General features: G+C 71.8%; 23 protein-coding genes. 18 read left to right on the forward strand and 5 right to left on the reverse strand.

Annotated features, from left to right (window positions below):
• Nucleotides 1–382: 382 nt before the first annotated feature.
• Both OHT51_RS26430 and OHT51_RS26435 read right to left on the reverse strand, forming a co-directional pair.
• Nucleotides 383–1,405 (reverse strand): SEC-C metal-binding domain-containing protein, encoded by a 1,023-nt coding sequence (locus OHT51_RS26430; protein ID WP_328881398.1) that lies wholly within the window; start codon nucleotides 1,403–1,405, stop codon nucleotides 383–385.
• A 216-nt stretch (nucleotides 1,406–1,621) separates the two neighbouring features.
• A complete protein-coding gene (locus OHT51_RS26435; RefSeq protein ID WP_328881399.1) occupies nucleotides 1,622–3,094 on the reverse strand; it encodes a beta-1,6-galactanase in 1,473 nt (490 codons plus the stop codon).
• Nucleotides 3,095–3,374: 280 nt separating this feature from the next.
• On the opposite strand from OHT51_RS26435, the gene OHT51_RS26440 reads away from it, so the two are divergent.
• Nucleotides 3,375–4,172 carry a class E sortase gene (locus tag OHT51_RS26440; RefSeq protein ID WP_328881400.1) on the forward strand — a complete coding sequence of 266 codons (798 nt, stop codon included), beginning with the start codon at nucleotides 3,375–3,377 and terminating at the stop codon, nucleotides 4,170–4,172.
• An 11-nt stretch (nucleotides 4,173–4,183) separates the two neighbouring features.
• Here OHT51_RS26440 and OHT51_RS26445 read toward each other — a convergent pair whose 3' ends face one another.
• Complete coding sequence (locus OHT51_RS26445) at nucleotides 4,184–5,608, reverse strand: MFS transporter (protein ID WP_328881401.1); 1,425 nt, start codon at nucleotides 5,606–5,608, stop codon at nucleotides 4,184–4,186.
• 69 nt (nucleotides 5,609–5,677) lie between these two features.
• On the opposite strand from OHT51_RS26445, the gene OHT51_RS26450 reads away from it, so the two are divergent.
• From OHT51_RS26450 to OHT51_RS26465, 4 genes are all read left to right on the forward strand, one after another.
• Entirely contained in the window at nucleotides 5,678–6,208 is a 531-nt protein-coding gene (locus OHT51_RS26450) for a winged helix-turn-helix transcriptional regulator (RefSeq protein WP_328881402.1), read from the forward strand.
• 72 nt (nucleotides 6,209–6,280) lie between these two features.
• Nucleotides 6,281–6,592 carry a DUF6412 domain-containing protein gene (locus OHT51_RS26455; RefSeq protein WP_328881403.1) on the forward strand — a complete coding sequence of 104 codons (312 nt, stop codon included), beginning with the start codon at nucleotides 6,281–6,283 and terminating at the stop codon, nucleotides 6,590–6,592.
• Between the two features lie 117 nt (nucleotides 6,593–6,709).
• Nucleotides 6,710–7,423, forward strand: coding sequence for a YidC/Oxa1 family membrane protein insertase (locus tag OHT51_RS26460; RefSeq protein WP_328881404.1), 714 nt, complete (start codon nucleotides 6,710–6,712; stop codon nucleotides 7,421–7,423).
• 135 nt (nucleotides 7,424–7,558) lie between these two features.
• Complete coding sequence (locus OHT51_RS26465; RefSeq protein ID WP_328881405.1) at nucleotides 7,559–8,416, forward strand: fumarylacetoacetate hydrolase family protein; 858 nt, start codon at nucleotides 7,559–7,561, stop codon at nucleotides 8,414–8,416.
• Nucleotides 8,417–8,521: 105 nt separating this feature from the next.
• On the opposite strand, the gene OHT51_RS26470 is transcribed toward OHT51_RS26465, so the two are convergent.
• Nucleotides 8,522–9,037, reverse strand: a complete 516-nt coding sequence (locus OHT51_RS26470; protein WP_328881406.1) for a heme-degrading domain-containing protein — start codon at nucleotides 9,035–9,037, stop codon at nucleotides 8,522–8,524.
• Complete coding sequence (locus OHT51_RS26475) at nucleotides 9,037–10,110, reverse strand: Gfo/Idh/MocA family protein (RefSeq protein WP_328881407.1); 1,074 nt, start codon at nucleotides 10,108–10,110, stop codon at nucleotides 9,037–9,039. Before OHT51_RS26475 ends, OHT51_RS26470 begins: the two co-directional genes overlap by 1 nt.
• Before the next feature lie 56 nt (nucleotides 10,111–10,166).
• Here OHT51_RS26475 and OHT51_RS26480 point away from each other — a divergent pair, with 56 nt between their 5' ends.
• The 13 genes from OHT51_RS26480 to OHT51_RS26540 all read left to right on the forward strand — a co-directional run bounded on the left by OHT51_RS26480 (nucleotide 10,167) and on the right by OHT51_RS26540 (nucleotide 22,885).
• Nucleotides 10,167–11,423, forward strand: a complete 1,257-nt coding sequence (locus OHT51_RS26480) for an ROK family transcriptional regulator (protein ID WP_328881408.1) — start codon at nucleotides 10,167–10,169, stop codon at nucleotides 11,421–11,423.
• A 131-nt stretch (nucleotides 11,424–11,554) separates the two neighbouring features.
• Nucleotides 11,555–12,484: a hypothetical protein gene (locus OHT51_RS26485; RefSeq protein WP_328881409.1), complete on the forward strand. Its 930-nt coding sequence runs from the start codon at nucleotides 11,555–11,557 to the stop codon at nucleotides 12,482–12,484.
• Nucleotides 12,485–12,515: 31 nt separating this feature from the next.
• Entirely contained in the window at nucleotides 12,516–13,271 is a 756-nt protein-coding gene (locus OHT51_RS26490) for a GntR family transcriptional regulator (RefSeq protein WP_328881410.1), read from the forward strand.
• Nucleotides 13,272–13,412: 141 nt separating this feature from the next.
• Complete coding sequence (locus OHT51_RS26495; protein ID WP_328881411.1) at nucleotides 13,413–14,537, forward strand: TIGR03364 family FAD-dependent oxidoreductase; 1,125 nt, start codon at nucleotides 13,413–13,415, stop codon at nucleotides 14,535–14,537.
• A 5-nt stretch (nucleotides 14,538–14,542) separates the two neighbouring features.
• Nucleotides 14,543–15,265: a phosphonatase-like hydrolase gene (locus OHT51_RS26500; protein ID WP_328881412.1), complete on the forward strand. Its 723-nt coding sequence runs from the start codon at nucleotides 14,543–14,545 to the stop codon at nucleotides 15,263–15,265.
• Entirely contained in the window at nucleotides 15,262–16,320 is a 1,059-nt protein-coding gene (locus tag OHT51_RS26505; protein ID WP_328881413.1) for an ABC transporter ATP-binding protein, read from the forward strand. Before OHT51_RS26500 ends, OHT51_RS26505 begins: the two co-directional genes overlap by 4 nt.
• Complete coding sequence (locus OHT51_RS26510; protein WP_328881414.1) at nucleotides 16,313–17,167, forward strand: 2-aminoethylphosphonate ABC transporter permease subunit; 855 nt, start codon at nucleotides 16,313–16,315, stop codon at nucleotides 17,165–17,167. Before OHT51_RS26505 ends, OHT51_RS26510 begins: the two co-directional genes overlap by 8 nt.
• A complete protein-coding gene (locus OHT51_RS26515; RefSeq protein ID WP_328881415.1) occupies nucleotides 17,154–17,951 on the forward strand; it encodes an ABC transporter permease in 798 nt (265 codons plus the stop codon). The genes OHT51_RS26510 and OHT51_RS26515 overlap by 14 nt, the downstream gene beginning before the upstream one ends.
• Nucleotides 17,952–18,000: 49 nt before the next feature.
• Nucleotides 18,001–19,056: a 2-aminoethylphosphonate ABC transporter substrate-binding protein gene (locus tag OHT51_RS26520; protein ID WP_328881416.1), complete on the forward strand. Its 1,056-nt coding sequence runs from the start codon at nucleotides 18,001–18,003 to the stop codon at nucleotides 19,054–19,056.
• A gap of 104 nt (nucleotides 19,057–19,160) precedes the next feature.
• On the forward strand, nucleotides 19,161–20,693 hold the full coding sequence (locus tag OHT51_RS26525; RefSeq protein WP_328881417.1) for an alkaline phosphatase family protein: 1,533 nt from the start codon (nucleotides 19,161–19,163) through the stop codon (nucleotides 20,691–20,693).
• 76 nt (nucleotides 20,694–20,769) lie between these two features.
• Nucleotides 20,770–21,549 (forward strand): HAD-IIA family hydrolase, encoded by a 780-nt coding sequence (locus OHT51_RS26530; protein ID WP_328881418.1) that lies wholly within the window; start codon nucleotides 20,770–20,772, stop codon nucleotides 21,547–21,549.
• Nucleotides 21,550–21,662: 113 nt separating this feature from the next.
• Nucleotides 21,663–22,217 (forward strand): hypothetical protein, encoded by a 555-nt coding sequence (locus tag OHT51_RS26535; protein WP_328881419.1) that lies wholly within the window; start codon nucleotides 21,663–21,665, stop codon nucleotides 22,215–22,217.
• 2 nt (nucleotides 22,218–22,219) lie between these two features.
• Entirely contained in the window at nucleotides 22,220–22,885 is a 666-nt protein-coding gene (locus OHT51_RS26540) for a class F sortase (RefSeq protein ID WP_328881420.1), read from the forward strand.
• Nucleotides 22,886–22,908 lie beyond the last annotated feature (23 nt).

Here is a 22,908-nt window from a genome sequence, read left to right on the forward strand (position 1 = left end):
CGGCTTGAGTTTCTCTGAAGGTGCCGTTGGACCGCCCGCTTCCTTGGCAGTGTCGTGCTTCCGCGGCCCGCGTCAAGGGCGCTTCACTCCGCTCCGCTCCGTTCCGCGTCGGCTGCGCCGATGGCCCTTCGGGCCACCCTTGACCCGGCCCGCTCCAGCACGGGGGAGAAGCGAGCGGGCGGCCCGGAGGGATGGGTGGCCCAGGTTGGTTGGGGGATTGGTCGGCTGCGTGGCTGGGCGGGGTGAGTGGCGCGTCTGCGTCTCGGGGCACGCCGGGTGGACTCAGCGGCTTGTGGCCGGTGGGTGGGGCTTGTTCGGGCAGGTGTTGGTGGCCGGTTCGTCCGGTGGTCCCGGCTGCGCTCGGGGCGCCGTCATCGGGGCGTCAGGCCGGCGCCTGCACCCCGTGGCACTCCCCATAAACCCGCCCCGACCCACACCAGCAAACCGCCCCCCGCTGCGGCGGCCAAGCCACCGCTCGCCCCCGGGCCGCCAGCGTCGTCGCGTACTGCGGGAGCAGGGTCGTGTCCTCCGGGGACGAGAGTTCCGAGGCGGCGAAGGCTTCGTAGGACGGGACCGTGCCCGTCACGATGCCCAGGTTCGGGGTGCCGGAGGAGGACAGTTCCCTCAGGGAGCCCTCTATCGTCGCCAGGTGCTCCTCGTGGGAGGGGTACTCGGCCGACAGCGAGGGATACGCGGAGAGCAGCTCAGTCAGCTCGTCCGCCGTCCAGTGCAGGACCGCCACCGGGAACGGGCGGGACAACGCCTCCCGGTACGCGCCCAGCTCCGCCCGCAGCCGCGAGATCTCCGCCTCCAGCTCCGCCGGGTTGTCCGAGCCCAGGGACCAGACGCGCTTCGGGTCGTGGAGTTCGTCGAGGGAGATCGGCATCGAGTGGAGGGTGTCCGCGAAGATGTCCCACTCGTCGTGGGCCACGCCCAGCATGCGGCGTACGCGATGGCGGCCGAAGAGGAGGGGATGCGCGGAGTACGGGGGCTCCGCCACGTCCGTCAGGAGGAGCTGTACGCCCTCCGTGAAGGCCTCCTGCGCCTGTTCCAACTCGTCGTGGGCCTCCAGGGCCTCGGCGACGATCACCCATGCCGCCGGGTCCCGCGGGGCGGACGAGCGGACGCCCTCGATGATCGCGCGGGCCTCTGCCTCGTGGCCGTACTCCCACAGGTTCGATGCCTTCAGGGCTCGTACCAGGTGAGGGTTGTCCAGGGGGGTCGACGACGACAGCAGGCGGTCGTAGAGAGCGGTCGCGGCAGGGCGGTCGCCGGACAGTTCCAGGTGGGCCGCGGCCTGGAGGAGCAGGGCCTCGGCGTCCTCGGGGTAGAGGCCGGCGGTTCGCTCCAGGCGTGCCGCCTCGGCGGTGTGGTCGACGTTTTCGGCAGGCGTGTCGGGGCGCATGGGGGACACCGTACTGCCCGTGGATGGCCGAACGGAGGGGAGAGGGGGAAGTAGGGGGCAGATATTGCCTGGTCCAGGCCGTTCCTGGGTGCGGTGGGGGCCGCGGACGTTCACCGCCGACAGCGCGATCAGCAGCATCGTTCCGGCAACCCCCAGATCCAGATCCCCCTCAGCCCCCCCTCAGCCCCCCTCAGGCCCTCCCTCAAATCACCCCCCTCAGATCACCACCCCGTCGACCTGCAACGTCTGCACCGCCTTCGCCGCGAACGGCACCGCCACCGACTTTCCGCTCAGGTACGTGTTCGCGTATGCCCGGTACTGGTCCCCGCCCGTCGTCACCGTGTTCCAGCGCGGGACCAGGCCGCCCGAGCCGCCGCTCACCGTCGTGAAGCGGGACAGGTCGAAGGTCAGCGTCTGGGCCGACGTCGACGTGTTCACCGCCACGATCACCAGGCGGCGCGCCGACGCGTCGTAGGCCGCCGCCGCGTAGCTCACGCCCGTGTCGAGGATCCGCATGCCGGGGCGGATGTGGCGGCTGAACTGGGCCATTACGTAGTACTTGGTCTGGATTGTGGTGGGTTGGAGGGTGTTCGCGTCGTACGCGATCATCGCCCAGCCCGTCGACGGGTCCATGACCTGCCAGTAGCACCAGGCGGTCGGGTGCAGCCAGCGGAAGTCGTAGCAGAGGTTGGAGGCCAGGGTGAGGCCGGTGCCGTCGCTGTCGCCCGTCTCCGAGTTCCAGAGTTTCTTGCCGGACGTCGTCACCACGTCGGTGTAGAGGAGGTCCCTACGGCCGCCCGAGCCCTGGTAGCCGTGCACGTTGACCTGCGAGACCAGGGCCTTCGTCGACGTGCCGAAGGACCCCCACGTCGAGCGGGCCGTGTCGTAGTTCGTCTCGTCCGAGGCCGCGATGCGGATGCCCGTGAGGCCCCGGCTGTCCAACTCGCTGCGCATGTACGGGAGTACGGCCGCCTGGACCGCCGGGTCGAGGTGGCAGCCCTCCTGGGTGCCGGTCGCCGTCCACCAGCTCGACGCCGGCTCGTTGAAGGGGTCGACCGTCGCGAAGTTCACGCCCCAGTTGTTCCTGGCGTACAGGGCCGTGGCCGCCAGGTGGGAGGCGTGCTGGCGGTAGTTCCAGGTCTGGAGGTTGTTGCCGCCGCCCGCCGCGCCGGAGGGGTTGTGGTTGGAACACATCCACCACATGGGGGAGTTGGCGAAGAGTTCCGTGGTCGCGCCGCGAGCCGTGGCCTTTGCCAGCATCGCTCGCTGGTTCGCGTCCGCCGTCCACTTCCAGGCCGAGGAGGTGGGGTCCTCGTTGTTCCAGTCCTGCCAGAAGCCCTCGATCTGCTTGAAGCCGGGGATGTTCGGCGACTCGACCATCGTCTCGCCGTTCACGCTGTTCCAGCTGCACGCGCCGAGGTTGTAGCGGGCGATGTTGAGGCCGAGGCCGGGAAGGGTCGTGCCGTTGTACGTCACCGAGTTGGTGGTGAAGAACAGGTCGGCGAAGTCGTTGCGGTTGCCGAAGACGTTCGCCCACCAGGCCAGGGACGTGCCCCAGCCCTCCCAGGTGCCGTACGAGGTGCCGGGGTTGACGGCGATCGTGGCGTCCGCGTGGGCGGTGCCCGTTGCCAGGGCGCTGCCGAGGAGTGCGCCGCCCGATGCCGCCAGCAGAGTTCTACGTCGGATCATGACTTCTCCGCTTCGCTCAACGGCCGGTGTCGGCGCTGTCGTCGTCGAACCGGCTCCGTGGCTGGTCCCGTTCGTGCCGTTGATGCCGTCAGGAAGCATCGGGTGTGGCATGTGAGGTTGTCGAGCGTTCTGACAGCCCTTTCTCAAACCTGTGGAGGAAGGGGTGGGGTGAGCGTTCGGAGGGTCGGACACGCACGGGTCTGGAGACCTTTCGCGGCTGCGCCTATCGTGCGGGCGGCCACGGTAAATGACGCCCCGGCAGACCCGAGGAGGCTCACGGATGGTGCGGGTTCGCGTCGTGCAGCACGGCGGGCTTCGGCGGCGGGCCCTGCGGCGCCGTGTGCTGTGGGGTGGCGGGGAGTTGCTCGTCACCGTCGGGGTGGTGCTTCTGCTGCTGGTCGTTCACCAGGTGTGGTGGACCAACCGGGAGGCGAGGGAGGGCGCCGGGCGTGAGGTCCGTGCCCTGGAGCGGGCCTGGGACGGAGCGGGCGGCGACTCCCGTACGGCCGTATCGGCGCCGTCGGCCACGGCCGCACCCGCGCCCGCGGACGCCGCCGCGGACCCCGGGGTGTCCGAGCCGGCCCCCGGCCCCCGGCGCCGGTCCGCGGCCCCGCCCGCCCCCGACTGGTCCCAGGCCTACGCCATCCTCAGCATCCCGCGCCTGGGCCTGCGCGTGCCCGTCGCCGAGGGCGTCAGCCAGGCCGGAGTCTTCAACAAGGGGTACGTCGGGCACTACCCGGGGACCCAACAGCCCGGCCAGGCCGGCAACTTCGCCGTCGCCGGGCACCGCAACACCCACGGTGAGCCCTTCCGGTACATCAACCGGCTCGCGCCCGAGGACATCGTGCGGGTTGAGACGCGGAGCGCGACGTACACGTACGCCGTCGACCGGACCCTGCCGCAGACCGCCGCCCATGACGGCGATGTCATCGGGCCCGTTCCGCGCTCCGGCGTCAAGCCGGGCTACGGGTACGAGGACCCGGGGTACTACCTCACCCTCACCACCTGCACGCCCGAGTACACCTCGAAGTACCGCCTGGTGGTGTGGGGCAAGCTCGTGTCGATGCGCCCGCGCTGAAGCCGCAGCCCTCAGGCTGCCGCCCCCCGCTCCCGCAGCACTCCCACACTCACCGCCGCCACCAGCGCCAGCCCCGCCGACACCATCATCGCGATGTCCGCGCCCCGTGCCAGGCCGCCGCCGGCGGACGTGGCGAGGGCGATGGTCAGGGCCACTCCGGCGCAGGAGCCGATGTAGCGGAAGGTCTGCTGGGCGCCCGAACCCATCGCGGCGCGCTGGGCCGGTACGGACTCCACCGCGAGCAGTGGCAGCGCCGCGTTCAGCAGGCCGCTGCCGATGCCGGCCAGCAGCAGGCCGGGCAGCAGCCGGAGCCAGGAACCCGCGTCCAGCGCGCCCAGCATCGCCAGGGCACCGCCCGCGTGGAGGGTGAAGCCGATCGCCAGCTGCCACCGCGATGACACCCGGCCGGACAGTCTGCGGGCCTGGAGGGCGACCGCGAAGGACAGGCCGGACCAGAGGAGGAACAGCCAGGCCGTGTCCATCGCGGACAGTCCGAGCGTCTGCTGGAGCAGTGCCGGCAGGAAGCTGAACAGGCCGATCACCGCGAGCCCCGTGAACAGGCCGCCGGCGGAGGAGGCGAGGAAGCGGGAGCGGCGCAGCAGGGACAGGTCGATCATCGGGGTCGCCGTGCGGCGCTCCACCGCGACGAAGAGACCGAGCAGGGCCGCGCTTGCCAGGAGCAGCAGGCCCACGGGTGCCCGCAGCCAGCCGTCCCGGCCCAGGGTCAGCGCCGCCACCAGCGCGACCAGGGCCAGTCCGAAGGTGACGGCTCCGGCGAGGTCGGGCCGGCCGCCGCGCGGGGCGCGGGACTCGGTCAGGGCCCGCGTGGACAGGGCCGCCACGATCAGCGCGGCGGCGCCCAGGACGCCGTACCCGAGCCGCCAGTTCTGTATCGCGCCGGTGACGACCGGGCCGAGCGCGATGCCGCCGCTCACGAAGGCGCCCCAGACGCCGGTCGCGTGCAGGCGGCCGCGCGCGGTCGGGAAGGCGTGGACGATCAGGCCGAGACTGCTGGCGAGGAGGGCCGCGCTCGCCGCGCCCTGGGCGACCCGGGCCAGCGTGAAGAGCCAGGTGGTGGTCGTCAGGGCACCCAGGGCCGTGGTGATGCCCAGGGCGAAGGTGCCCGCGACGAAGATCCGGCGGCGGCCGTAGTCGTCGGCGAGGCTGCCGGCCACCAGCAGGAGGGCGGCGAGGCCGAGCGGGGTGCCGTTCAGGAGCCAGGCCTGGGCGGAGAGCGGAGTGTGCAGGGCGGCGGCGGTCTGCGGGAGCGTGACCATCGGCGCCGTGTACGTCATCAGGGCCACGACGGTGGCGGCGCTGGTGAGGGCGAGGGTGGCACGCGGGTTCGCGGGCTGCTCCGCGGTGGGAGCGGGGGAGGGCGCGGCCTGTGTCTCGGGCGCCGCCGCAGTGAGAGTTCGTTCATTGAACCGTGGCATGCGGCCCACCGTAACATCGTAGGTTCGTTCATTGAACCAAGATGGTGGAAAGGCGTTACAGTGGGCGTCATGGCACTGGGCAAGGACTACGCGACACAGGAGTGCTCGATCGCCAGGGCGCTGGAGATCGTCGGCGAACGCTGGACGTTGCTCGTCGTCCGCGACGCCCTCTACGGTGTCCGGCGCTACAACGACTTCCTCGTCCACCTGGGCATCCCGCGCGCCGTCCTCGCGGCCCGCCTCCAGGCGCTCACCTCCGAGGGCATCCTCGACAAGCGCCGGTACCAGCAGTCGCCGCCGCGCGACGAGTACGTCCTCACCGACCGCGGCATCGCGCTGTGGCCCACCCTGCGCTCGCTCGGCCTGTGGGGCCGCGAGCACTTCGGCGAGGAGAAGCTGCGCGTCTTCCGGCATGCCGGCTGCGGCACGGAACTCGGTCCGTACGGCGAATGCGCCACCTGCGGAACCGTCGTGCCCGTCCCGGACGTCGAGATGGTGCCGGGACCGGCACTCGACCCGGACCCGGCGGATCCGGTCAGCCGGGCGCTGCTCAGGCCCAAGCGCCTGCTCCAGCCCATCGAGGCCGAACCGGCGGCGTGACGGATCCTGCGCATCCTGTATAAACGAACATCAGGACGAGTCGATGTGAGCCGTACGAGGGGAGGGCCGCCGATGATCCGCAGTTGGACGCGTCTGCGTCCCGCCGCCGCGCTGGTGCTGCTCTTCCTTGAGATCGCGCTGCTCGACACCGGCAGCCTCTCCGCGACCGTCGCGCTGGCCGCGACCGCCGCCGCCGGTTCCGCGTTCGCCGTCTGCTCGCTCCTCGCCTCGCGCGCCGCGCCCGCGGTGCCGCCCACGCGCGTGCGTACGGCCATCCGCGACCGGGCCCGCCGTACGGCATTCCTGCCGCAACGCGACCCCGACGCCTCGGGCCGGCCCCGGCCAAGGGCACCCGGACACGCCCTCCCGGCGACCGTCGCGTAGGGCACGCACCTCCAGCACCTCCCACGTGTGACCCCGCGCGGGTCGTCATGCCGCCATGCCGAATTCCGGCATTTCTCTCATCGCACCGGCACGACGAGACCCTCGGAGGGCTCACCCATGTCCGTTTTCGCCGACCTTGTTCAGCAACTCGCCGACCTGCTCCAGCCGCTGTTCGGCGCCACCGCGGCCGCCGCCGCGATCGTCCTGTTCACCGCGCTCGTACGGCTGCTCGTGCATCCGCTGTCCCGGGCCTCCGCACGCGGGCAGAAGGCGCGGGCCGAACTGCAGCCGAAGATCGCCGAGCTGCGCAAGAAGCATGCGAAGAACCCCGAGCGACTCCAGCGGGCCGTGCTGGAGCTGCACACCGAGGAGAAGGTGTCGCCGCTGTCGGGGTGCCTGCCCAGCCTGTTCCAGCTGCCGGCCTTCTTCCTCCTGTACCACCTGTTCTCGAACACGACGATCGGCGGGAAGGCGAATGAGCTGCTGTCGCACCAGCTGTTCGCCGCGCCCCTCGGGGACCGGTGGGCGGACGCGCTCGGCGACGGCGGTGTGTTCGGGGGTGCCGGGCTCGTGTACGTCGGGCTTTTCGTGGTCGTCGCCTGCGTCGCCGCGTTCAACTATGGCCGTACGAAGCGGATGATGGCCGCGAATCCGGCGGTGCCGGTGGTCGACGGGGAGCCGGTGCCGGGGATGGGGGCCATGAGCAAGGTCATGCCGTTCATGTCCTTCTTCACGCTCTTCACCGTGGCGGTGGTGCCGCTGGCGGCCGCGCTGTACGTCGTGACCAGTACGACGTGGAGCGCGGTGGAGCGGGCTGTGCTCTATCGCTGAACGCCGGGGATCCCTCGCCTACGGTCCAGTACGTGAACCGGGTATTGCGGACTGGCCGTAGACCTTGGAGGATCGACCAGTCCTCCGATGGCTGCACCCGTCGGCGGGCGCCCGCGATCGAGGGAGATTGTGATCATGAAGCTGCTGCGAGTCGGTACGGCGGGAGCGGAGCGGCCCGCGCTGCTCGACGCCGAGGGGACCCTGCGGGACCTGTCGGGCGTCGTGCCGGACATCGACGGACCGCTGCTCGCCGACGACGCCGCGCTCGGCCGGATCCGCGCCGCGGCGGACGCCGGTGAGCTGCCCGAGCTGGACGCGGCCGGGCTGCGGGTCGGACCGCCGCTGGGGCGCATCGGCAAGGTCGTGTGCATCGGCCTGAACTACCACGACCACGCCCGCGAGACCGGCGCCGAGCCGCCCGCCGAGCCGGTCATCTTCTTCAAGGCCGCGGACACGGTCGTCGGGCCGAGCGACACGGTGCTGGTCCCTCGCCGGTCGACGAAGACCGACTGGGAGGTCGAGCTCGCGGTCGTCATCGGACGTACGGCCCGGTATCTGGGGTCGGCCGAGGAGGCGCTCGCGCATGTCGCCGGGTACGCCGTGGCGCACGACGTGTCCGAGCGGGAGTTCCAGATCGAGCGGGGCGGGACCTGGGACAAGGGCAAGAACTGCGAGACGTTCAACCCGCTGGGGCCCTGGCTGGTGACCGCGGACGAGGTGCCGGACCCGCAGAACCTCGCGCTGAAGCTGTGGGTCAACGGCGAGCTTAAGCAGGACGGCACCACGGCCGAGCAGATCTTTCCGGTCGCGGAAGTCGTCCGGTACGTCAGCCAGTTCATGACCCTGTACCCCGGGGACGTCATCAACACCGGTACGCCGGCGGGGGTTGCGCTGGGGCAGCCCGAGCCGAAGCCGTTCCTGCGGGGCGGGGATGTCGTCGAGCTGGAGATCGAAGGGCTCGGCCGGCAGCGGCAGGAGTTCAAGGACGCGTGAGCGCTCCGCTGGGAGAGCCGGGGAACTGCGGGCGGTTCGTCAGCTGCGGGTAGTCCGTGGCTTGTCGCGCAGTTCCCCGCGCCCCTGAAGGGCAAGGCGTTGCCCTTACTGCTTCGCCAGGAAGTGCTCCAGGGCCTCCACCACCATCCGGTGGTCCTCCAGCTGGGGCAGGCCGCTCACCGTCACCGATCCGATGACGCCCGCACCCTCGACGTTGATGGGGAACGAGCCGCCGTGGGCCGCGTAGGTGTCGGGGTCCAGGCGGGAGGAGTCCTCGAAGGTCGTGCCCTTGGCGCGGAAGCGGGCGCCGACGACGTAGGAGGACGTGCCGTAACGCTCCACCACCCGGCGCTTGCGGGCGATCCAGGCGTCGTTGTCGGGGGTGGAGCCCGGCAGAGCCGCGTGGAAGAGCTGCTGGCCGGCCCGGTGGATGTCGATGGCGACCGGGGCCTGGCGCTCGCGGGCCGTCTCGACCAGCAGCGAGCCCAGGGCCCAGGCGTCCTCATACGTGAACCGGTGGAAGACCAGGCGGCGTTCCTGGGCCTCCAGCTCCTCCAGGGACGGGGTGATCTCCGGGTGGAACTTGGGGGTGATCCCCGGGTTGTGCGTCTTGCCGGTCATCACAGCTTCACCACCACTGCCTCGCGTGCCGAACGGGCCGCCGCTTCCAGTACGTCGAGGGCGGATGCCGCCTCCAGGGCCGTCACCGGGTTGGGGCCGCCGTCCAGCAGGGCCTTTGCCACGGCCGCATAGTAGGCGGGGTAGTCGCCGGGGAGGGTGCGTTCGGCGCGGCCGCCGCCCGTCAGCGGGGATTCGCCGGAACCGACCCGGCCCCACAGCGACTCGGGTTCCGTGCCCCAGTCCGCCGTCGTGTCCGGGCGCCGGCCCTCCCGCAGCGCCGCCTCCTGCGGGTCCAGGCCGTACTTGACGTAGCCCGCCTTGGAGCCCAGCACCCGGAAACGCGGGCCCAGTTGGGCGGTCGTCGCGGAGGCGTACAGGTGGGAGCGGACGCCGTTCGCGTGGGTGAGCGCGATGAACGTGTCGTCGTCCGTCTCCGCGCCGGCGCGGCGGACGACCGCCTCGGCGTACACCTGTGTGACCGGGCCGAAGAGCACCAGTGCCTGGTCGACGACATGGCTGCCGAGGTCGTACAGCAGACCTCCGATCTCTGCCGGGTCGCCGGACTCCCGCCAGCCGCCCTTGGTCTGCGGACGCCAGCGTTCGAAGCGGGACTCGAAGCGCCATACGTCGCCCAGTTCGCCCTCGGCCAGGAGTCGGCGCAGCGTCAGGAAGTCGTTGTCCCAGCGGCGGTTCTGGAAGACCGACAGGAGCAGGCCGCGCTCCTCGGCCAGTGCCGCCAGCTCGCGTGCCTCGGCCGCGGTGCCGGCGATCGGCTTGTCGACGACGACCGGGAGGCCCGCCTTCAGGGCGGCGGTCGCGAGCGGGACGTGCGTCTTGTTGGGGGACGCGATGACGACCAGGTCGAGGTCGTCGGCGCGGGCGAGCAGTTCGTCGGGCGTGGCGGCGACGCGTACGTCCGGGTGCTCGGTGCGGGCCTGCTTCTGCCGCTCGGGGTTCGACGTGACCACCGTGTCCAGGGCGAGCCCCTCGGTGGTGGCGATCAGCGGGGCATGGAAGACGGAGCCTGCGAGGCCGTAGCCGACCAGGCCGACGCGGAGGGGAGTAGCACTCATGAATCCCACTTTCGCAACGCTGTTGCCAAAGTGCAAGCGCCGGGGACAATGGGTGGGTGAAGCGTGGTGTGGACAGTGGCCCGGACGGTGGCGTGAACAGGTCGAAGGGTGGTGCCGGTAACGGCGCAGGTACCGGTACCGGTACCGGTACCTGCGGCGGGGGCGGACTCGGTGGCGTGAACCTGGGCGCCCTGCGCAGTCACAACACCGCGCTCGTGCTCGACCTGCTGCGCACGGCCGGTGCCGAGGGCATCAGCCGGCTCGAACTCGCCGAGCGCACCGGCCTCACCCCGCAGGCGGTCAGCAAGATCACCGCCCGGCTGCGGGAGGACGGGCTCGCTGCGGAGGCGGGACGCCGGGCGTCGACGGGAGGCAAGCCGCGCACGGTGCTGCGGCTGGTACCCGAGGCCGGGCATGCGGTCGGCGTCCATCTGGACCGGGACGAGCTGACGGCCGTGCTCTGCGATCTGAGGGGCGCCGTGGTCGCCCAGCGCCGGACCCCGCTGGACCTGGGGGCCGGCGCGGAGACGGTCGTCGAGCGGGCCGTGCGGGAGGTGGGGGAGCTGGTGGCCGGGGGCGGTCGCCCGGGTGCCGTACTCGGCGTCGGAGTGGCGCTGCCGGGGCCGCTCGACCACCGGCGCGGTGTGCTGCACCGGGTCACCGGGTTCCCGGAATGGAACGGCTTCCCACTGCGGGACGTGCTCGCACGTCGGCTCTCGCTGCCGATCGTGGTCGACAAGGACACCAATGCGGCGGCGCTCGGGCTGGCGGTGGGGGGCGCGGTCGGGGGTGAGGTCGGGGGAGGGATGGCGTCCGGCGCCGGCGCGCCCACCAATGCCGGGTTCGGCGCCGCCTCCTTCGCCTACCTCCACTTCGGTGTGGGCATCGGCGGCGGGCTCGTCATCGGGGGAGCGGTGCACCGGGGGACCCGCACCGGAGCGGGGGAGTTCGGGCATCAGGTGGTTCAGCTGGACGGCCCGCCCTGTGGGTGCGGGAATCGCGGCTGTGTCGAGGCATTGTGCCTGGCCGCCGTGGCGCGCGGTGACCTGGCGGAGGCAGCTCGGGTGCTCGGCACCGCAGCGGGCAACCTGGTTGCGCTGCTCGACGTGGACCTCGTGCTGCTGGGCGGCCGTACGGTCGCAGCCGCCCCGGAGACCTTCGTACGCGGGGTCGCCGCCGTCCTCGACGAGCGTGCCCGGCGCGCGGGCGAGGACGCCGTGCCGGTGCGGGTCGCCGCCGGCGGGGAGCGCGGGGTCGCCGAGGGGGCGGCCCAGTTGCTGCTGGCGCCGTTGTTCGGGCGGGCCGAGGGGTGAGTCGGCGGCGGTGAGGCGAGTGGCCGTGCCCTCGGTCCCCACGACGGGCGTCCGCTGATCGAGCGGACTTGCGAAGCCGTACGGAATGGCACCGCCGGGAAGTCGTCCCGACCCGGCATGGTCATGTGTTCATGCGACTGCACTCACCCGCCTCCCTCTGCCTCGCAGCAGCCGCCCTCCTCGCCGTGGCGCCCCCGGTGCGCGCGGAGCCCCCGGCCGAGCTGCCCAGCTGCGCCACCGACGACCGGGCCTTCCCCCTCACGACCCGCCTCCACGGCGGACCCGACACCTACGTGGCCGGCGGCGGATTCGGCACCTGGTACCTGGACCTCACCAACAAGACCGGCCGGACCTGCACCGGCATCCACCCCGTCGTCGTCCTCATCGACGCCAAGCGAGCCCTCAAGCCGTCCCAGCCCCGCCTGGAGTTCTACGGCAGCCCGAGCGGCAGCCCGAGCGGCAGCCCGAGCAGCAGTCCGAAGGGTGGGGCGGACGGCGGCGCGGACAGTGCCCGCCCCCACCCCGTCCGCTTCGAGACGACCGACGAGGACGAACTCGTCGGCGCCTTCGGCGGGTCCGCCGACTCCGCCGAAGGCGCCGACTCCGGCGACTTTCCCGGCTTCACCGTCGGCCCCCGCAAGACCATCACCGTGAAGGTCCGGCTCGCCGTCACCTCGGACGCCGTACCGAACAAGGTCACCGCCAACGCGGCAGTCGTCCAGCGTCACGAGGGCGACGGCGACTGGGTCGGCCAGTCCAACGACTACCGCTTCACCATCGACGCCGACCCGGCCGACCCGGCCCGCCCGACCGGTAAGGGCGAGGCCGCCGACACGACCTCCCCGACCGGCCGCGACTCCTCGGATTCCTCGGCCTCCCCTGCCGCCTCCGCCGCCGCGAACCCCTCGGCGACCCCCGGCGCCGACAACCCACGCGGCCATCTCACCCTCGCCGACGAACTGGCCCGCACCGGCCTCACACCCCCCGGCGCCACGTTCGCCACCACCGCGGCCCTCGTCCTGGCCGGCATCACACTGCTGGTCGCGCGGAGGCGCCGCTGAGGGCGCCCGCTCCGTCTGCGACGATCCCTGCGTGGACTACCCGAACAACCAGGCCCCCGGCGCCCCCGTGCGCCAGGGCATCCCGGAGCACGGCCGGATCCCGAAGTACTACGCGGTGAAGGCCCGGCTCGACCTCCTCGTCGGCGAGCTCGGTGAGGGCGACCCCCTCCCCACCGAACGCGACCTCTCCGAGGAGTACGAGGTCGCCCGCGAGACCGTCCGGCAGGCGATCCGCGAGCTGGTGCTGGAGGGCAAGCTGCGCCGACGGGGGCGGGGCACGGTGGTCGCCGGGCCCAAGCTCGAACAGCCTCTCTCCCTGGCCAGCTACACCGAGGGCGTACGGCGGCAGGGGCGCACCCCCGGCCGTGGCCTCGTCACGCTCGACCGCTTCCCCTGCCCCGCGGCCCTCGCCGCCGAGACGGGCCTCGTACGCGGCGAACCCGTCTGGCACATGGAGCGCGTCCTGCTCGCCGACGACGAGCGGGTCGGCCTGGAGAGCACGTACGTCGCCGTCGCCCGGGTGCCCCGGCTGGACGCCGACTTCGACCCCGACTCCTCCTTCTACGCCTTCCTCAACGGACAGGGCATCGTCTTCGGCGACGCCGACGAGCGCCTGGAGACCGTGCTGGCGACCCCGCGCGAGGCCCTGCTCATCGGGACGCCGCCCGCCCTGCCGATGCTGCTGATCCACCGGGTCTCACGGGACACGGACGGGCAGCCGCTGGAGCGGGTGCGGACGCTGTTCCGGGGAGACCGGTTCTCGTTCACCACTCATCTGCGTGGCTGAAAAGTCCGGATTTCGGCCCGTTTGCCATGCGGTCAATTATCACGAAGAGATAACGGGTCTAGCCCAAATGTGATGGCCAGTTCACGCTCTCGTTGTCAGCCGGACCCTTCCGGTTACCCGATCCCGAGGAGCGTTGCCGTCGTGAGAGTGATAGTCGTCGGAGCCGGCGTGGTGGGCACCATGCACGCCTGGCAAGCAGTGGAACGCGGCCACGAGGTCGTACAGATCGAGCGCGAGGCGGAGGCTCGCGGCGCGTCGTTGCGCAACTTCGGACAGATCTGGGTGAGCGGACGCGCGGGCGGCGAGGAGCTGCGGACCGCGCTTCGGGCACGGGAGCTGTGGGAGGAGATCGGAGCCCGCGTGCCGGGCCTCGGCTTCCGGCCGAACGGCTCCCTGACCCCCGTCCGCGGCGACCTGGAGCTCGCCGTCGCCGAGGCCGCCGTGGCGCGCGAGGACGCCGCCGCCCGCGGACACAAGCTGCTGACGCCGGACGAGGCACGCGCCGTGAACCCCGCCCTGCGCGGCGACTTCACCGCCGCCCTGTACTGCGAACGGGACGCCGCCGTCGAGCCGCGCACCGCACAGCTCGCCCTGCGCGAGGAGCTGCTGAAGTCCCCGAACTACACGTTCAGGCCGGGCCGGGAGGTCCGCGAGGTCATCGGCGGCAGCGCCGTCCGCGACGACCACGGGGACGTCCACAGCGGCGACGTCGTCGTCCTGTGCACCGGCGCCTGGCTCGGCGGACTGGTCCGTGAGCTGGCCGGCCCCGACCTGCCCGTGCGCCGCGTCCGCCTCCAGATGATGCAGACCGCCCCGCTCGGCGAGCCGCTGACCACCTCGGTCGCCGACGCGGACAGCTTCCGCTACTACCCGGCGTACGCCTCCGCCGCCCTGGACGCGCTCGGCGCCGGGCAGCCGCAGGCCGAGACCGCCGCGGCCCACCGTATGCAGCTGCTCATGGTGCAGCGCGCCGACGGCGGGCTGACCATCGGCGACACCCACGAGTACGAGCACCCCTTCGCCTTCGACACGCTGGAGGACCCCTACGACCACCTCACCGAGGTCGTCGAGTCCTTCCTCGGCCGCCCGCTGCCGAAGATCCGGCGCCGCTGGGCCGGCGTGTACGCGCAGTGCACCGACACGACCCGGGTCGTGCACCGGCAGCAGGTGCGCGACGGGGTGTGGCTGGTGACCGGGCCCGGCGGGCGCGGGATGACCTGCTCGCCCGCGATAGCCGAGACGACCGCGAACGAACTGGGCTGGTGAGGAAGTTGACGATTAATCAGTCGATTAATCAGTCGGTCCATCAGTCGGTCAGTCAGCAGACGCGGCTGGTCGTGCTCGACATGGCCGGTACGACCGTCGCCGACGGCGGCCTCGTCGAGCGGGCCTTCGCGGCGGCCGCCACCGAACTGGGCGTCGAGCCCGGCTCCCCGGACCACGCCGACAAGCTCGCCTACGTCCGCGCCACCATGGGCGAGTCCAAGATCTCCGTCTTCCGGCACCTGTTCGGCGACGAGGAGCGGGCACAGCGCGCCAACGCGGCCTTCGAGAACGCGTACGGCGAACTCGTCGACGGCGGGCTCGTCGCGCCGATCCCCGGCGCCCGCGAGGCCATCGAGGAACTCCGGGCCGGCGGCCGTACCGTCGTCCTCACCACCGGCTTCGCCCGGGTCACCCAGGACGCGATCCTCGACGCGCTCGGCTGGCAGGACCTCGTCCCCCTCACCCTGTGCCCGGCCGACGCCGGAGGCCGGGGGCGGCCGTACCCGGACATGATCCTCACCGCGCTCCTGCGGACGGCTGCCGCCGACGACGTCCGGGAGATCGCCGTGGTCGGAGACACCTCCTACGACATGCTCAGCGGCGTCCGCGCGGGCGCGGGCCTGGTCGCCGGTGTCCTGACCGGCGCGCACGACTCCGACGCGCTGCGGGCGGCCGGCGCGACCCATGTCCTCGGCTCCGTCGCGGAGTTGCCAGGAGTGCTGACGTGAGCGGCATCCGCTTCGACTCCGTCAGCGTCGCCTACGACGGCAACGTCGTCCTCGACTCCCTCGACCTCACCGTCGAGCCCGGCGAGGTCATGGCGCTGCTCGGGCCGTCCGGATCCGGCAAGACCACCGCGCTGCGGGCGGTCGCCGGGTTCGTACGGCCCGCCTCCGGGCGGGTCTTCCTCGGCGGACAGGACGTCACCGACCTGCCGCCGTACCGGCGCGGCATCGGGATGGTCGTCCAGCAGTACGCGCTGTTCCCGCACATGCGGGTCGAGGAGAACGTCGCCTTCGGACTGAAGGCGCAGAAGGCCCCCAAGGTCGCCAAGGCCGGGATCCGCACCCGGGTCGCCGAAGCCCTGGAGATGACCGGCATGGCGGCCTACGCCCGCCGCTACCCGCGTGAGCTGTCCGGCGGCCAGCAGCAGCGCGTCGCCATCGCCCGCGCGCTGGCCATCCGCCCCGGCGTCCTCCTCCTCGACGAGCCGCTGTCCGCCCTCGATGCCCGCCTGCGCTCCGGCATGCTCGCCGAACTGGCCCGTCTGCACCGCGAGTTGCCCGACGTCACGATCCTCTACGTCACCCACGACCAGGTCGAGGCCCTCACCCTCGCCGACCGGATCGCGGTGATGGACAGCGCCCGCCTCCAGGCCTGCGGCACCCCGCGGGAGCTGTACCGGGCGCCGGCCGACGAGTTCACCGCGTCCTTCGTCGGGAACGCCAACCTGCTGCCGGTGACGGTGGGTTCGGGCGGTGTCGCCTTCGGCGGCGGCGAGCTGAAGGTGGACACGGAGGGCGCGGCGCGGGGCGCGAGGGCGACGCTGTGCGTACGGCCCCACCTCGTCGGCCTCGGCGACGGACCCAACCGGCTCGCCGGGACCGTGACGGAGATCCAGTGGCGCGGGTCCACGCACCGGCTGTACGTCGAGGTCGACGGCCACCGGGTCATCGCGGACCTGCGCGAGCTCAAGGCGCCGCCCGCCCACGGCGACGAGGTGACCCTGCACTTCTCCCCGGACGACGCGGTGCTGCTGACCGCCGGAGTCACCCATGACTAGCGCGGTGACCACCGGCAGGACCGGCGGTACGGCCAGAACGCTGCTGTGGGCCCTCCCACCCGTCGCCCTCCTCGCCCTCGTCTTCCTCTACCCGCTCGCCCTCGTCGTCCAGCAGTCCCTCCAACCGGACACCGGCGGCACCTCACTGGAGCCGTACGCCGACGTCTTCGCCTCCGAAGCCTTCCGTGAGGCGCTGTGGACCACCGTGTGGCTGGCGGTCGGCTCGACCGTCGGGTGTCTGGTCCTCGGGTTCGTGATCGCGCTCGTCATCGCCTTCGTGCCCTTCCCCGGGGCACGGGCGGTGGCCCGCTTCATCGACGTCTTCCTGTCCTTCCCGTCCTTCCTGATCACGCTGGCCCTGCTGTTCATCTACGGCACGGTCGGCATGGCCAACGGCCTGTGGACCGACGTCACCGGCGCCCAGGACGGCCCCTTCCAGTTCCTCACCACACCCTGGGGGGTCCTGCTCGCCGAGATCACGTACTTCACGCCGTTCGTCGTACGCCCCCTGCTCGCTGCCTTCTCCCAGCTGGACACCGCCCAGCTGGAGGCGGCCAGTTCGCTCGGCGCGCGTCCGCTGCGCATCGTCCGCCGAGTGATCCTCCCCGAGGCGCTGCCCGCCCTGGCCGCCGGCGGCAGCCTCGTGCTGGTGCTGTGCCTCAACGAGTTCGGCATCGTCCTGTTCACCGGCGCGAAAGGCGTCACGACCCTGCCGATGCTCGTCTACAGCAAGGCGATCCTGGAGTCCGACTACCCGGGCGCGTGTGTGGTCGCCGTCGTCAACGTCCTGATCTCCGTGGGCCTCTACGGCCTTTACCGGGTGGTGAGCCGCCGTGCTCGTGCATAGCCGCGGGGCCAAGTGGGCCGTATGGGCCCTGTTCCTCGTCCTGTTCCTGCCCTTGTTCGCCCTTCCGCTCCTCGTCGTCCTCGGCGCCTCCTTCGCCACCAACTGGTCGAGCGTGCTGCCCTCCGGCTTCACGACCGGCCACTACAGCGCAGCCACCCGCGGCGAGGCCCTCCAGGCCCTCACCACCAGCCTGGTCACGGCCGCTGCCGCGAGCCTGATCGCCCTGGCCGCCGGCACCTGGGCGGCCCTCGCGGCGGCCGGGCTGAACAAGCGGTACCGCAGGGTCCTGGACGCGCTCTTCGTCCTGCCGGTCGCGGTGCCCTCGGTGGTCGTCGGCCTCGCCATCCTGGTGGCGTTCTCCCAGCCGCCCTTCCTGCTCAACGGCACCCGCCAGATCGTGATCCTCGCCCACACCGTCCTGGTCACCGCCTTCGCCTACCAGTCCGTGTCCGCCGCCCTCGCCCGCCTCGACCCGGCGTACGAACAGGCCGCCGCCTCCCTCGGCGCCCGGCCCGCGTACGTGTTGTGGCGGGTCAGGCTCCCCCTCCTCCTGCCGTCCCTCACCGCTGCCGCCGGCCTCTGCTTCGCCCTGTCCATGGGCGAGTTGAGCGCCACGATGATGCTCTACCCGCCCGACTGGACCCCGCTGCCCGTCCTGATCTACGCGGCCACCGACCGCGGCGCCCTGTTCGCCGGCTCCGCCCTCGCGGTGGTCCTGATGGCGGCGACGCTGCTCGCGCTGTTCGCCGTCTCCCGCATCCGCACCCGAGCCTCGTACCGCTGATCAGCGCCTCTTTGACAATCCCCTTTCAGTGCAAGGAGTTCACCTCGTCATGCCCAGAAACACGCTCAGGATCGCCCTCGCGGTGTCGCTCGCCGCCACCCCGCTGCTCACCGCATGCGGCGGCAACTCCGCCGCCGCCGACGAGAAGGTCGTCACCGTCTACAGCGCCGACGGCCTCAAGGGTGAGAAGGGCGACGGCTGGTACGACCGGATCTTCAAGGACTTCGAGAAGCAGACCGGCATCAAGGTCGAGTACGTCGAGGGCGGCTCGGGCGAGATGGTGCAGCGCGCCGCGCGCGAGAAGCGCAACCCGCAGGCCGACGTGATCGTCACGCTCCCGCCCTTCATCCAGCAGGCCGACGGCAAGGGCCTGCTGCAGAAGTACGCCCCGAAGGGCTCCGACCAGGTCAGCGGCGCCGACAAGGGCGCCGACGGCACCTGGACCTCGGTCGTGAACAACTACTTCGGGTTCATCTACAACAAGAACGAGCTGAAGCAGGCGCCCACCACGTGGGAGGAGCTGCTGGAGGGCACGTACAAGAACAAGCTCCAGTACTCCACCCCGGGCGTCGCCGGTGACGGAACGGCCGTGCTCATCAAGGCCATGCACGACTTCGGCGGCGAGAAGCCCGCCATGGACTACCTCCAAAAGCTCCAGTCCAACAACGTCGGACCCTCCGCCTCCACCGGCAAGCTGGCGCCCAAGGTCGACAAGGGTGAACTGCTCGTCGCCAACGGTGACGTCCAGATGAACTTCGCCCAGTCCAAGACCATGCCGAACCTCGGCATCTGGTTCCCTGCGAAGGACGGCGGCAAGCCCACCACCTTCGCCCTGCCCTACGCCGCCGGTCTCGTCACCGACGCCCCCCACACCGAGAACGGCAGGAAGCTCCTCGACTTCATGCTGAGCCAGGACGCCCAGAAGCAGGTCAGCGAGATCGGCGGCGGCTTCAGCGCCCGCCAGGACGTCAAGGCCACCGACCCCAACGCCACCGCGCTCGCCGAGATCATCGACGGTGTCGAGGTCTTCGAGCCCGACTGGGACGACATCGACAAGAACCTGACCTCGTACGTGGACGCCTGGAAGTCGGCCACCGACAGCTGACCCACGACAGCTGACCCACCCCCGTACGGACCGCACCACGCAACGCCCCTGGCACCACACCGGGGGCGTCGCCATGCCCGCTCCCACCCGCTCAGGAGGATCACGTGACGTCACACCTGTCCCGCCGCACCGTCCTCACCACCACCACGGCGACCGCCGCCGCCCTCGCACTCGGCGCCTCCACCGCGCCCGGCGCCCACGCCCTGCCCACGCTCCCGAACGGCACCAGCAAGGACAAGGTGCTCGTCATCGGCATGGACGGCCTGCGGCACGACCGCATCGACGCGGCCGACGCCCCGCACCTGAAGGCCATGATGAGCGAGGGGACGTACGGCACCTCGCTGCTGTACTCGGGCCCGATGGCCGCCACCTCCTCGGGCCCCGGCTGGTCCACCATCGCGACCGGTGTGTGGCCCGACAAGCACGGCGTGAAGGACAACACCTTCATCGGCAAGAACTACGCCCGCTACCCCGGGTTCCTCGCCCGCCTCGCCCAGGTCCGGCCCGCCCTGTCCACCTACGCCGCCGTCGACTGGAAGCCCCTGGACACGCAGGGCACCGTCACCCCGGGCGCGGACGCGAAGCTGGTCCTCGACGGCGACGCCGACGGCTACACCGGGCACGACGCCACCATCGCCGCCGAGACCGAGGCGCTGCTGCGCAACCAGAACCCGGACGTCCTGTTCGTCTACTTCGGCCAGTCCGACATCGTGGGCCACAACCAGGGCGCGGGCAGCCAGGCCTACCTCGACCAGATCGCCGTCCAGGACGCGTTCGTCGGCCGGCTGCGCGCCGCGATCAAGGCCCGGCCCAGCTATGCCACCGAGCGCTGGACGGTCATCGTCGCCACCGACCACGGCCACACGGACCCGGGCGGCCACGGCGGGTCCTCGATCGAGGAGCGCCGCACCTTCGTCCTCGCCACCGGCCCCGGAATCGCCGCGGGCGCCCGCCCGATCGACACCCGGCTCGTCGACGTCGTACCGACCGTCCTCAAGCAGCTCGGCATCCCCGTCGACCCGGCCTGGGGCCTGGACGGCAAGCCGGTCCAGGAGCGCTCCGGCGACCCCTTCGACGCGCTCACCCTGGCCACCCGAACGGACGAGACGGGCATCCCGTCGACCGTCCGCGGCTACACGCACACCCCGCCCGGCGGATGGTCCGTCATCAACAACGCCATGGGCACCGGCGGCATGACCGAGTGGCGCGGCTGGGCGTTCACCACCGACGAGTTCTGGTCCCGCACCCAGCGCGACCAGTGGCGTGAGCTCAACGTCCGCGCCCGCGGCGTCTTCGCGGTCGCCGACTCCGACGAGTGGGCCGACAAGAGCTTCTCCGGCACGTACGACTCGACCCTCGTCACCCCCGCGTACGACGTCACCGGCACGACGAAGGTGCGGCTGGACTTCACGACCCTCTACCGGCAGGAGGGCTCCCAGACGGCCCAGATCCTCGCGTCCTTCAACGGCGGCACGCCCACCGTCGTCAAGAGCTACACCTCCGACGTCGTCTCTCAGCCGCAGTCCGTTTCCGTCGACGTCCCCTCCGGTGCCGCCAACGTGAGCTTCCGGTTCCGCTACACCGGGTCCAACAACTGGTACTGGGTGATCGACGGGGTCAGGATCAGCCACTCCTGATTACTCTGGGGGCGTCGGTACGCCGTGGTTCCGGCGCCCCCAGCTCATCCCGTACGCAGGCCAGGAGCACAGCAACATGGCAGACCGCAAGCCCATCGATTCTTGGCTCACCGACATGGACGGCGTGCTCATCCACGAGGGCGTTCCGATTCCCGGCGCCGACGCCTTCATCAAGAGGCTGCGCGAGTCCGGCAAGCCCTTCCTCGTCCTCACCAACAACTCGATGTACACCCCGCGCGACCTGCACGCCCGGCTGAACCGCATGGGCCTGGAGGTGCCGATCGAGAACATCTGGACCTCGGCGCTGGCCACCGCCAAGTTCCTCGACGTCCAGCGCCCGGGCGGCTCGGCGTACGTCATCGGCGAGGCGGGCCTGACCACCGCGCTGCACGACATCGGGTACATCCTCACCGACCACGACCCGGACTACGTCGTCCTCGGCGAGACCCGCACCTACTCCTTCGAGGCCATGACCAAGGCGGTCCGGCTGATCAACGCCGGCGCCCGTTTCATCTGCACCAACCCCGACGAGACGGGGCCGTCGACCGAGGGCCCGCTGCCCGCCACCGGCGCCGTGGCCGCGCTGATCACCAAGGCGACCGGCAAGCAGCCGTACTTCGCGGGCAAGCCGAACCCGCTGATGATGCGGACCGGCCTGAACGCCATCGGGGCGCACTCCGAGTCCAGTGCCATGATCGGCGACCGCATGGACACAGACGTGCTGGCCGGCATGGAGGCCGGGATGCAGACGTTCCTGGTGCTCACCGGGCTGACCCGGCCCGAGCAGGTGGAGAACTTCCCGTACCGGCCCTCCAAGGTCGTGGAGTCCATCGCGGACCTCGTCGACCGGATCTGAAACCCGGGGGCGGGGAAACGGGGTGCAACACGACCCGTACGGAGCAGTGCGGCCCCGCTGAGGATGCGGGGCCGGTGCCCCGGGGGGAGTCTCCAGGTAACTGGAGGTTCACGATGGGATCACTGCGGGTCACTCTCTGTGCGATGGCCGCTCTGGGCGCGGTCGCCGCCACTCCAGCGGCATACGCGGCGGACGGGGGTGTCTCGGTCAGCCCGTCGTCTCCCCGCCCGGGAGGGGAGATCGCGCTGCGAGTGAGCGGATGCCCGGAGCGGGCCGCCAAGGCCGTCTCCGAGGCGTTCGTCGCCGACGCCCGCCTCACCGTCGGCGCGGACGGCACCCTGACGGGCGAGAGCCGCGTCCGCTCCACGCTCAAGGCGGGCACGTACGACGTCAAGGTCGCCTGCGGGGAGCTGTCCCGCGGCGGCGCGGTCACGGTGGCCGGGCCGCAGGGCGCGCGGCACGGGGCGGAGCCGTCGGGCCACGCCTCGCCCGTGGCGCCCGTCCCCGCCGGCGGCGGTGGCACCGCCCGGCTCGCCGTCGTGGACGCCCGTGAGGCCGGGCCCGGCACGGCGCACACCGTGACGGGGCTGGTCCTCGCCGGCGTCGCCGCGACCGCCGTGGCGCTGCGCAGCGCCCGCCGCAGCCGCGAGCAACGCAGGCCGCACTGACCATGGCCGAGCACGAACGCCCCGCCTACGGGGGCCGGCTGCTCATGGGCGTGGCCTGGACCGTGCTGCTGCTCGGACTGTGGCTCTGGGGGCGCGAGGTCACCGACGTACAGCAGGGCATCTCCGCACCCGTGGCCGGCGACGTCGCCGCGGTCGGCCGTCCTCCGCAGGTGGACCTGCCGCCCGCCGCACGGCCGCTGGGCGACGCACTCCCGCAGCGCCTCGACATCCCCGGGCTCGGCATCCAGGCACCGGTGGCCGCCCGGGGCCTCGACCGGCACGGAGCCATCGATCCACCGCCCTACGCCCAGGCCGGCGAGGTCGGCTGGTACGCGGCCGGGGTCAGGCCCGGAGCCGTCGGAGCCGCCCTGATGGTGGGCCACGTCGACACCGAGAGCCGCCCTGCCGTCTTCCACCGCCTCCGCACCCTGAAGCCGGGCGCGACGGTGCGGGTACTCCGCGACGACGGCAAGGTCGCCGAGTTCACCGTGGACGACGTCGACATCGTCCCCCGCAACCGCTTCGACGCCCACCGGGCCTACGGCACGCACCACCAGGGTCGCGCCGAACTGCGCCTCCTCACCTGCGGCGGCACCTTCGACCGAGCGACCCGCACCTACACGGCGAACGTGATCGTCTCGGCGTACCTCACGGGGTCGGGGCTGTGACGGCCGTGGCCGTTCACCTGGCC

This window comes from Streptomyces sp. NBC_00299 (genome assembly GCF_036173045.1).
Taxonomy (GTDB): Bacteria; Actinomycetota; Actinomycetes; order Streptomycetales; family Streptomycetaceae; genus Streptomyces; species Streptomyces machairae.

Excerpts from the sequence above, each read along its gene's own strand:
- OHT51_RS26430 (WP_328881398.1), bottom strand. The coding sequence starts at position 1,405 with ATGCGCCCCGACACGCCTGCCGAAAACGTCGACCACACCGCCGAGGCG.
- OHT51_RS26475 (WP_328881407.1), bottom strand. The coding sequence starts at position 10,110 with ATGAGTGCTACTCCCCTCCGCGTCGGCCTGGTCGGCTACGGCCTCGCA.
- OHT51_RS26460 (WP_328881404.1), top strand. The coding sequence starts at position 6,710 with ATGTCCGTTTTCGCCGACCTTGTTCAGCAACTCGCCGACCTGCTCCAG.
- OHT51_RS26540 (WP_328881420.1), top strand. The coding sequence starts at position 22,220 with ATGGCCGAGCACGAACGCCCCGCCTACGGGGGCCGGCTGCTCATGGGC.
- OHT51_RS26445 (WP_328881401.1), bottom strand. The coding sequence starts at position 5,608 with ATGCCACGGTTCAATGAACGAACTCTCACTGCGGCGGCGCCCGAGACA.
- OHT51_RS26465 (WP_328881405.1), top strand. The coding sequence starts at position 7,559 with ATGAAGCTGCTGCGAGTCGGTACGGCGGGAGCGGAGCGGCCCGCGCTG.
- OHT51_RS26535 (WP_328881419.1), top strand. The coding sequence starts at position 21,663 with ATGGGATCACTGCGGGTCACTCTCTGTGCGATGGCCGCTCTGGGCGCG.
- OHT51_RS26520 (WP_328881416.1), top strand. The coding sequence starts at position 18,001 with ATGCCCAGAAACACGCTCAGGATCGCCCTCGCGGTGTCGCTCGCCGCC.
- OHT51_RS26510 (WP_328881414.1), top strand. The coding sequence starts at position 16,313 with ATGACTAGCGCGGTGACCACCGGCAGGACCGGCGGTACGGCCAGAACG.
- OHT51_RS26450 (WP_328881402.1), top strand. The coding sequence starts at position 5,678 with ATGGCACTGGGCAAGGACTACGCGACACAGGAGTGCTCGATCGCCAGG.
- OHT51_RS26530 (WP_328881418.1), top strand. The coding sequence starts at position 20,770 with ATGGCAGACCGCAAGCCCATCGATTCTTGGCTCACCGACATGGACGGC.
- OHT51_RS26435 (WP_328881399.1), bottom strand. The coding sequence starts at position 3,094 with ATGATCCGACGTAGAACTCTGCTGGCGGCATCGGGCGGCGCACTCCTC.
- OHT51_RS26455 (WP_328881403.1), top strand. The coding sequence starts at position 6,281 with ATGATCCGCAGTTGGACGCGTCTGCGTCCCGCCGCCGCGCTGGTGCTG.
- OHT51_RS26440 (WP_328881400.1), top strand. The coding sequence starts at position 3,375 with ATGGTGCGGGTTCGCGTCGTGCAGCACGGCGGGCTTCGGCGGCGGGCC.
- OHT51_RS26470 (WP_328881406.1), bottom strand. The coding sequence starts at position 9,037 with ATGACCGGCAAGACGCACAACCCGGGGATCACCCCCAAGTTCCACCCG.
- OHT51_RS26485 (WP_328881409.1), top strand. The coding sequence starts at position 11,555 with ATGCGACTGCACTCACCCGCCTCCCTCTGCCTCGCAGCAGCCGCCCTC.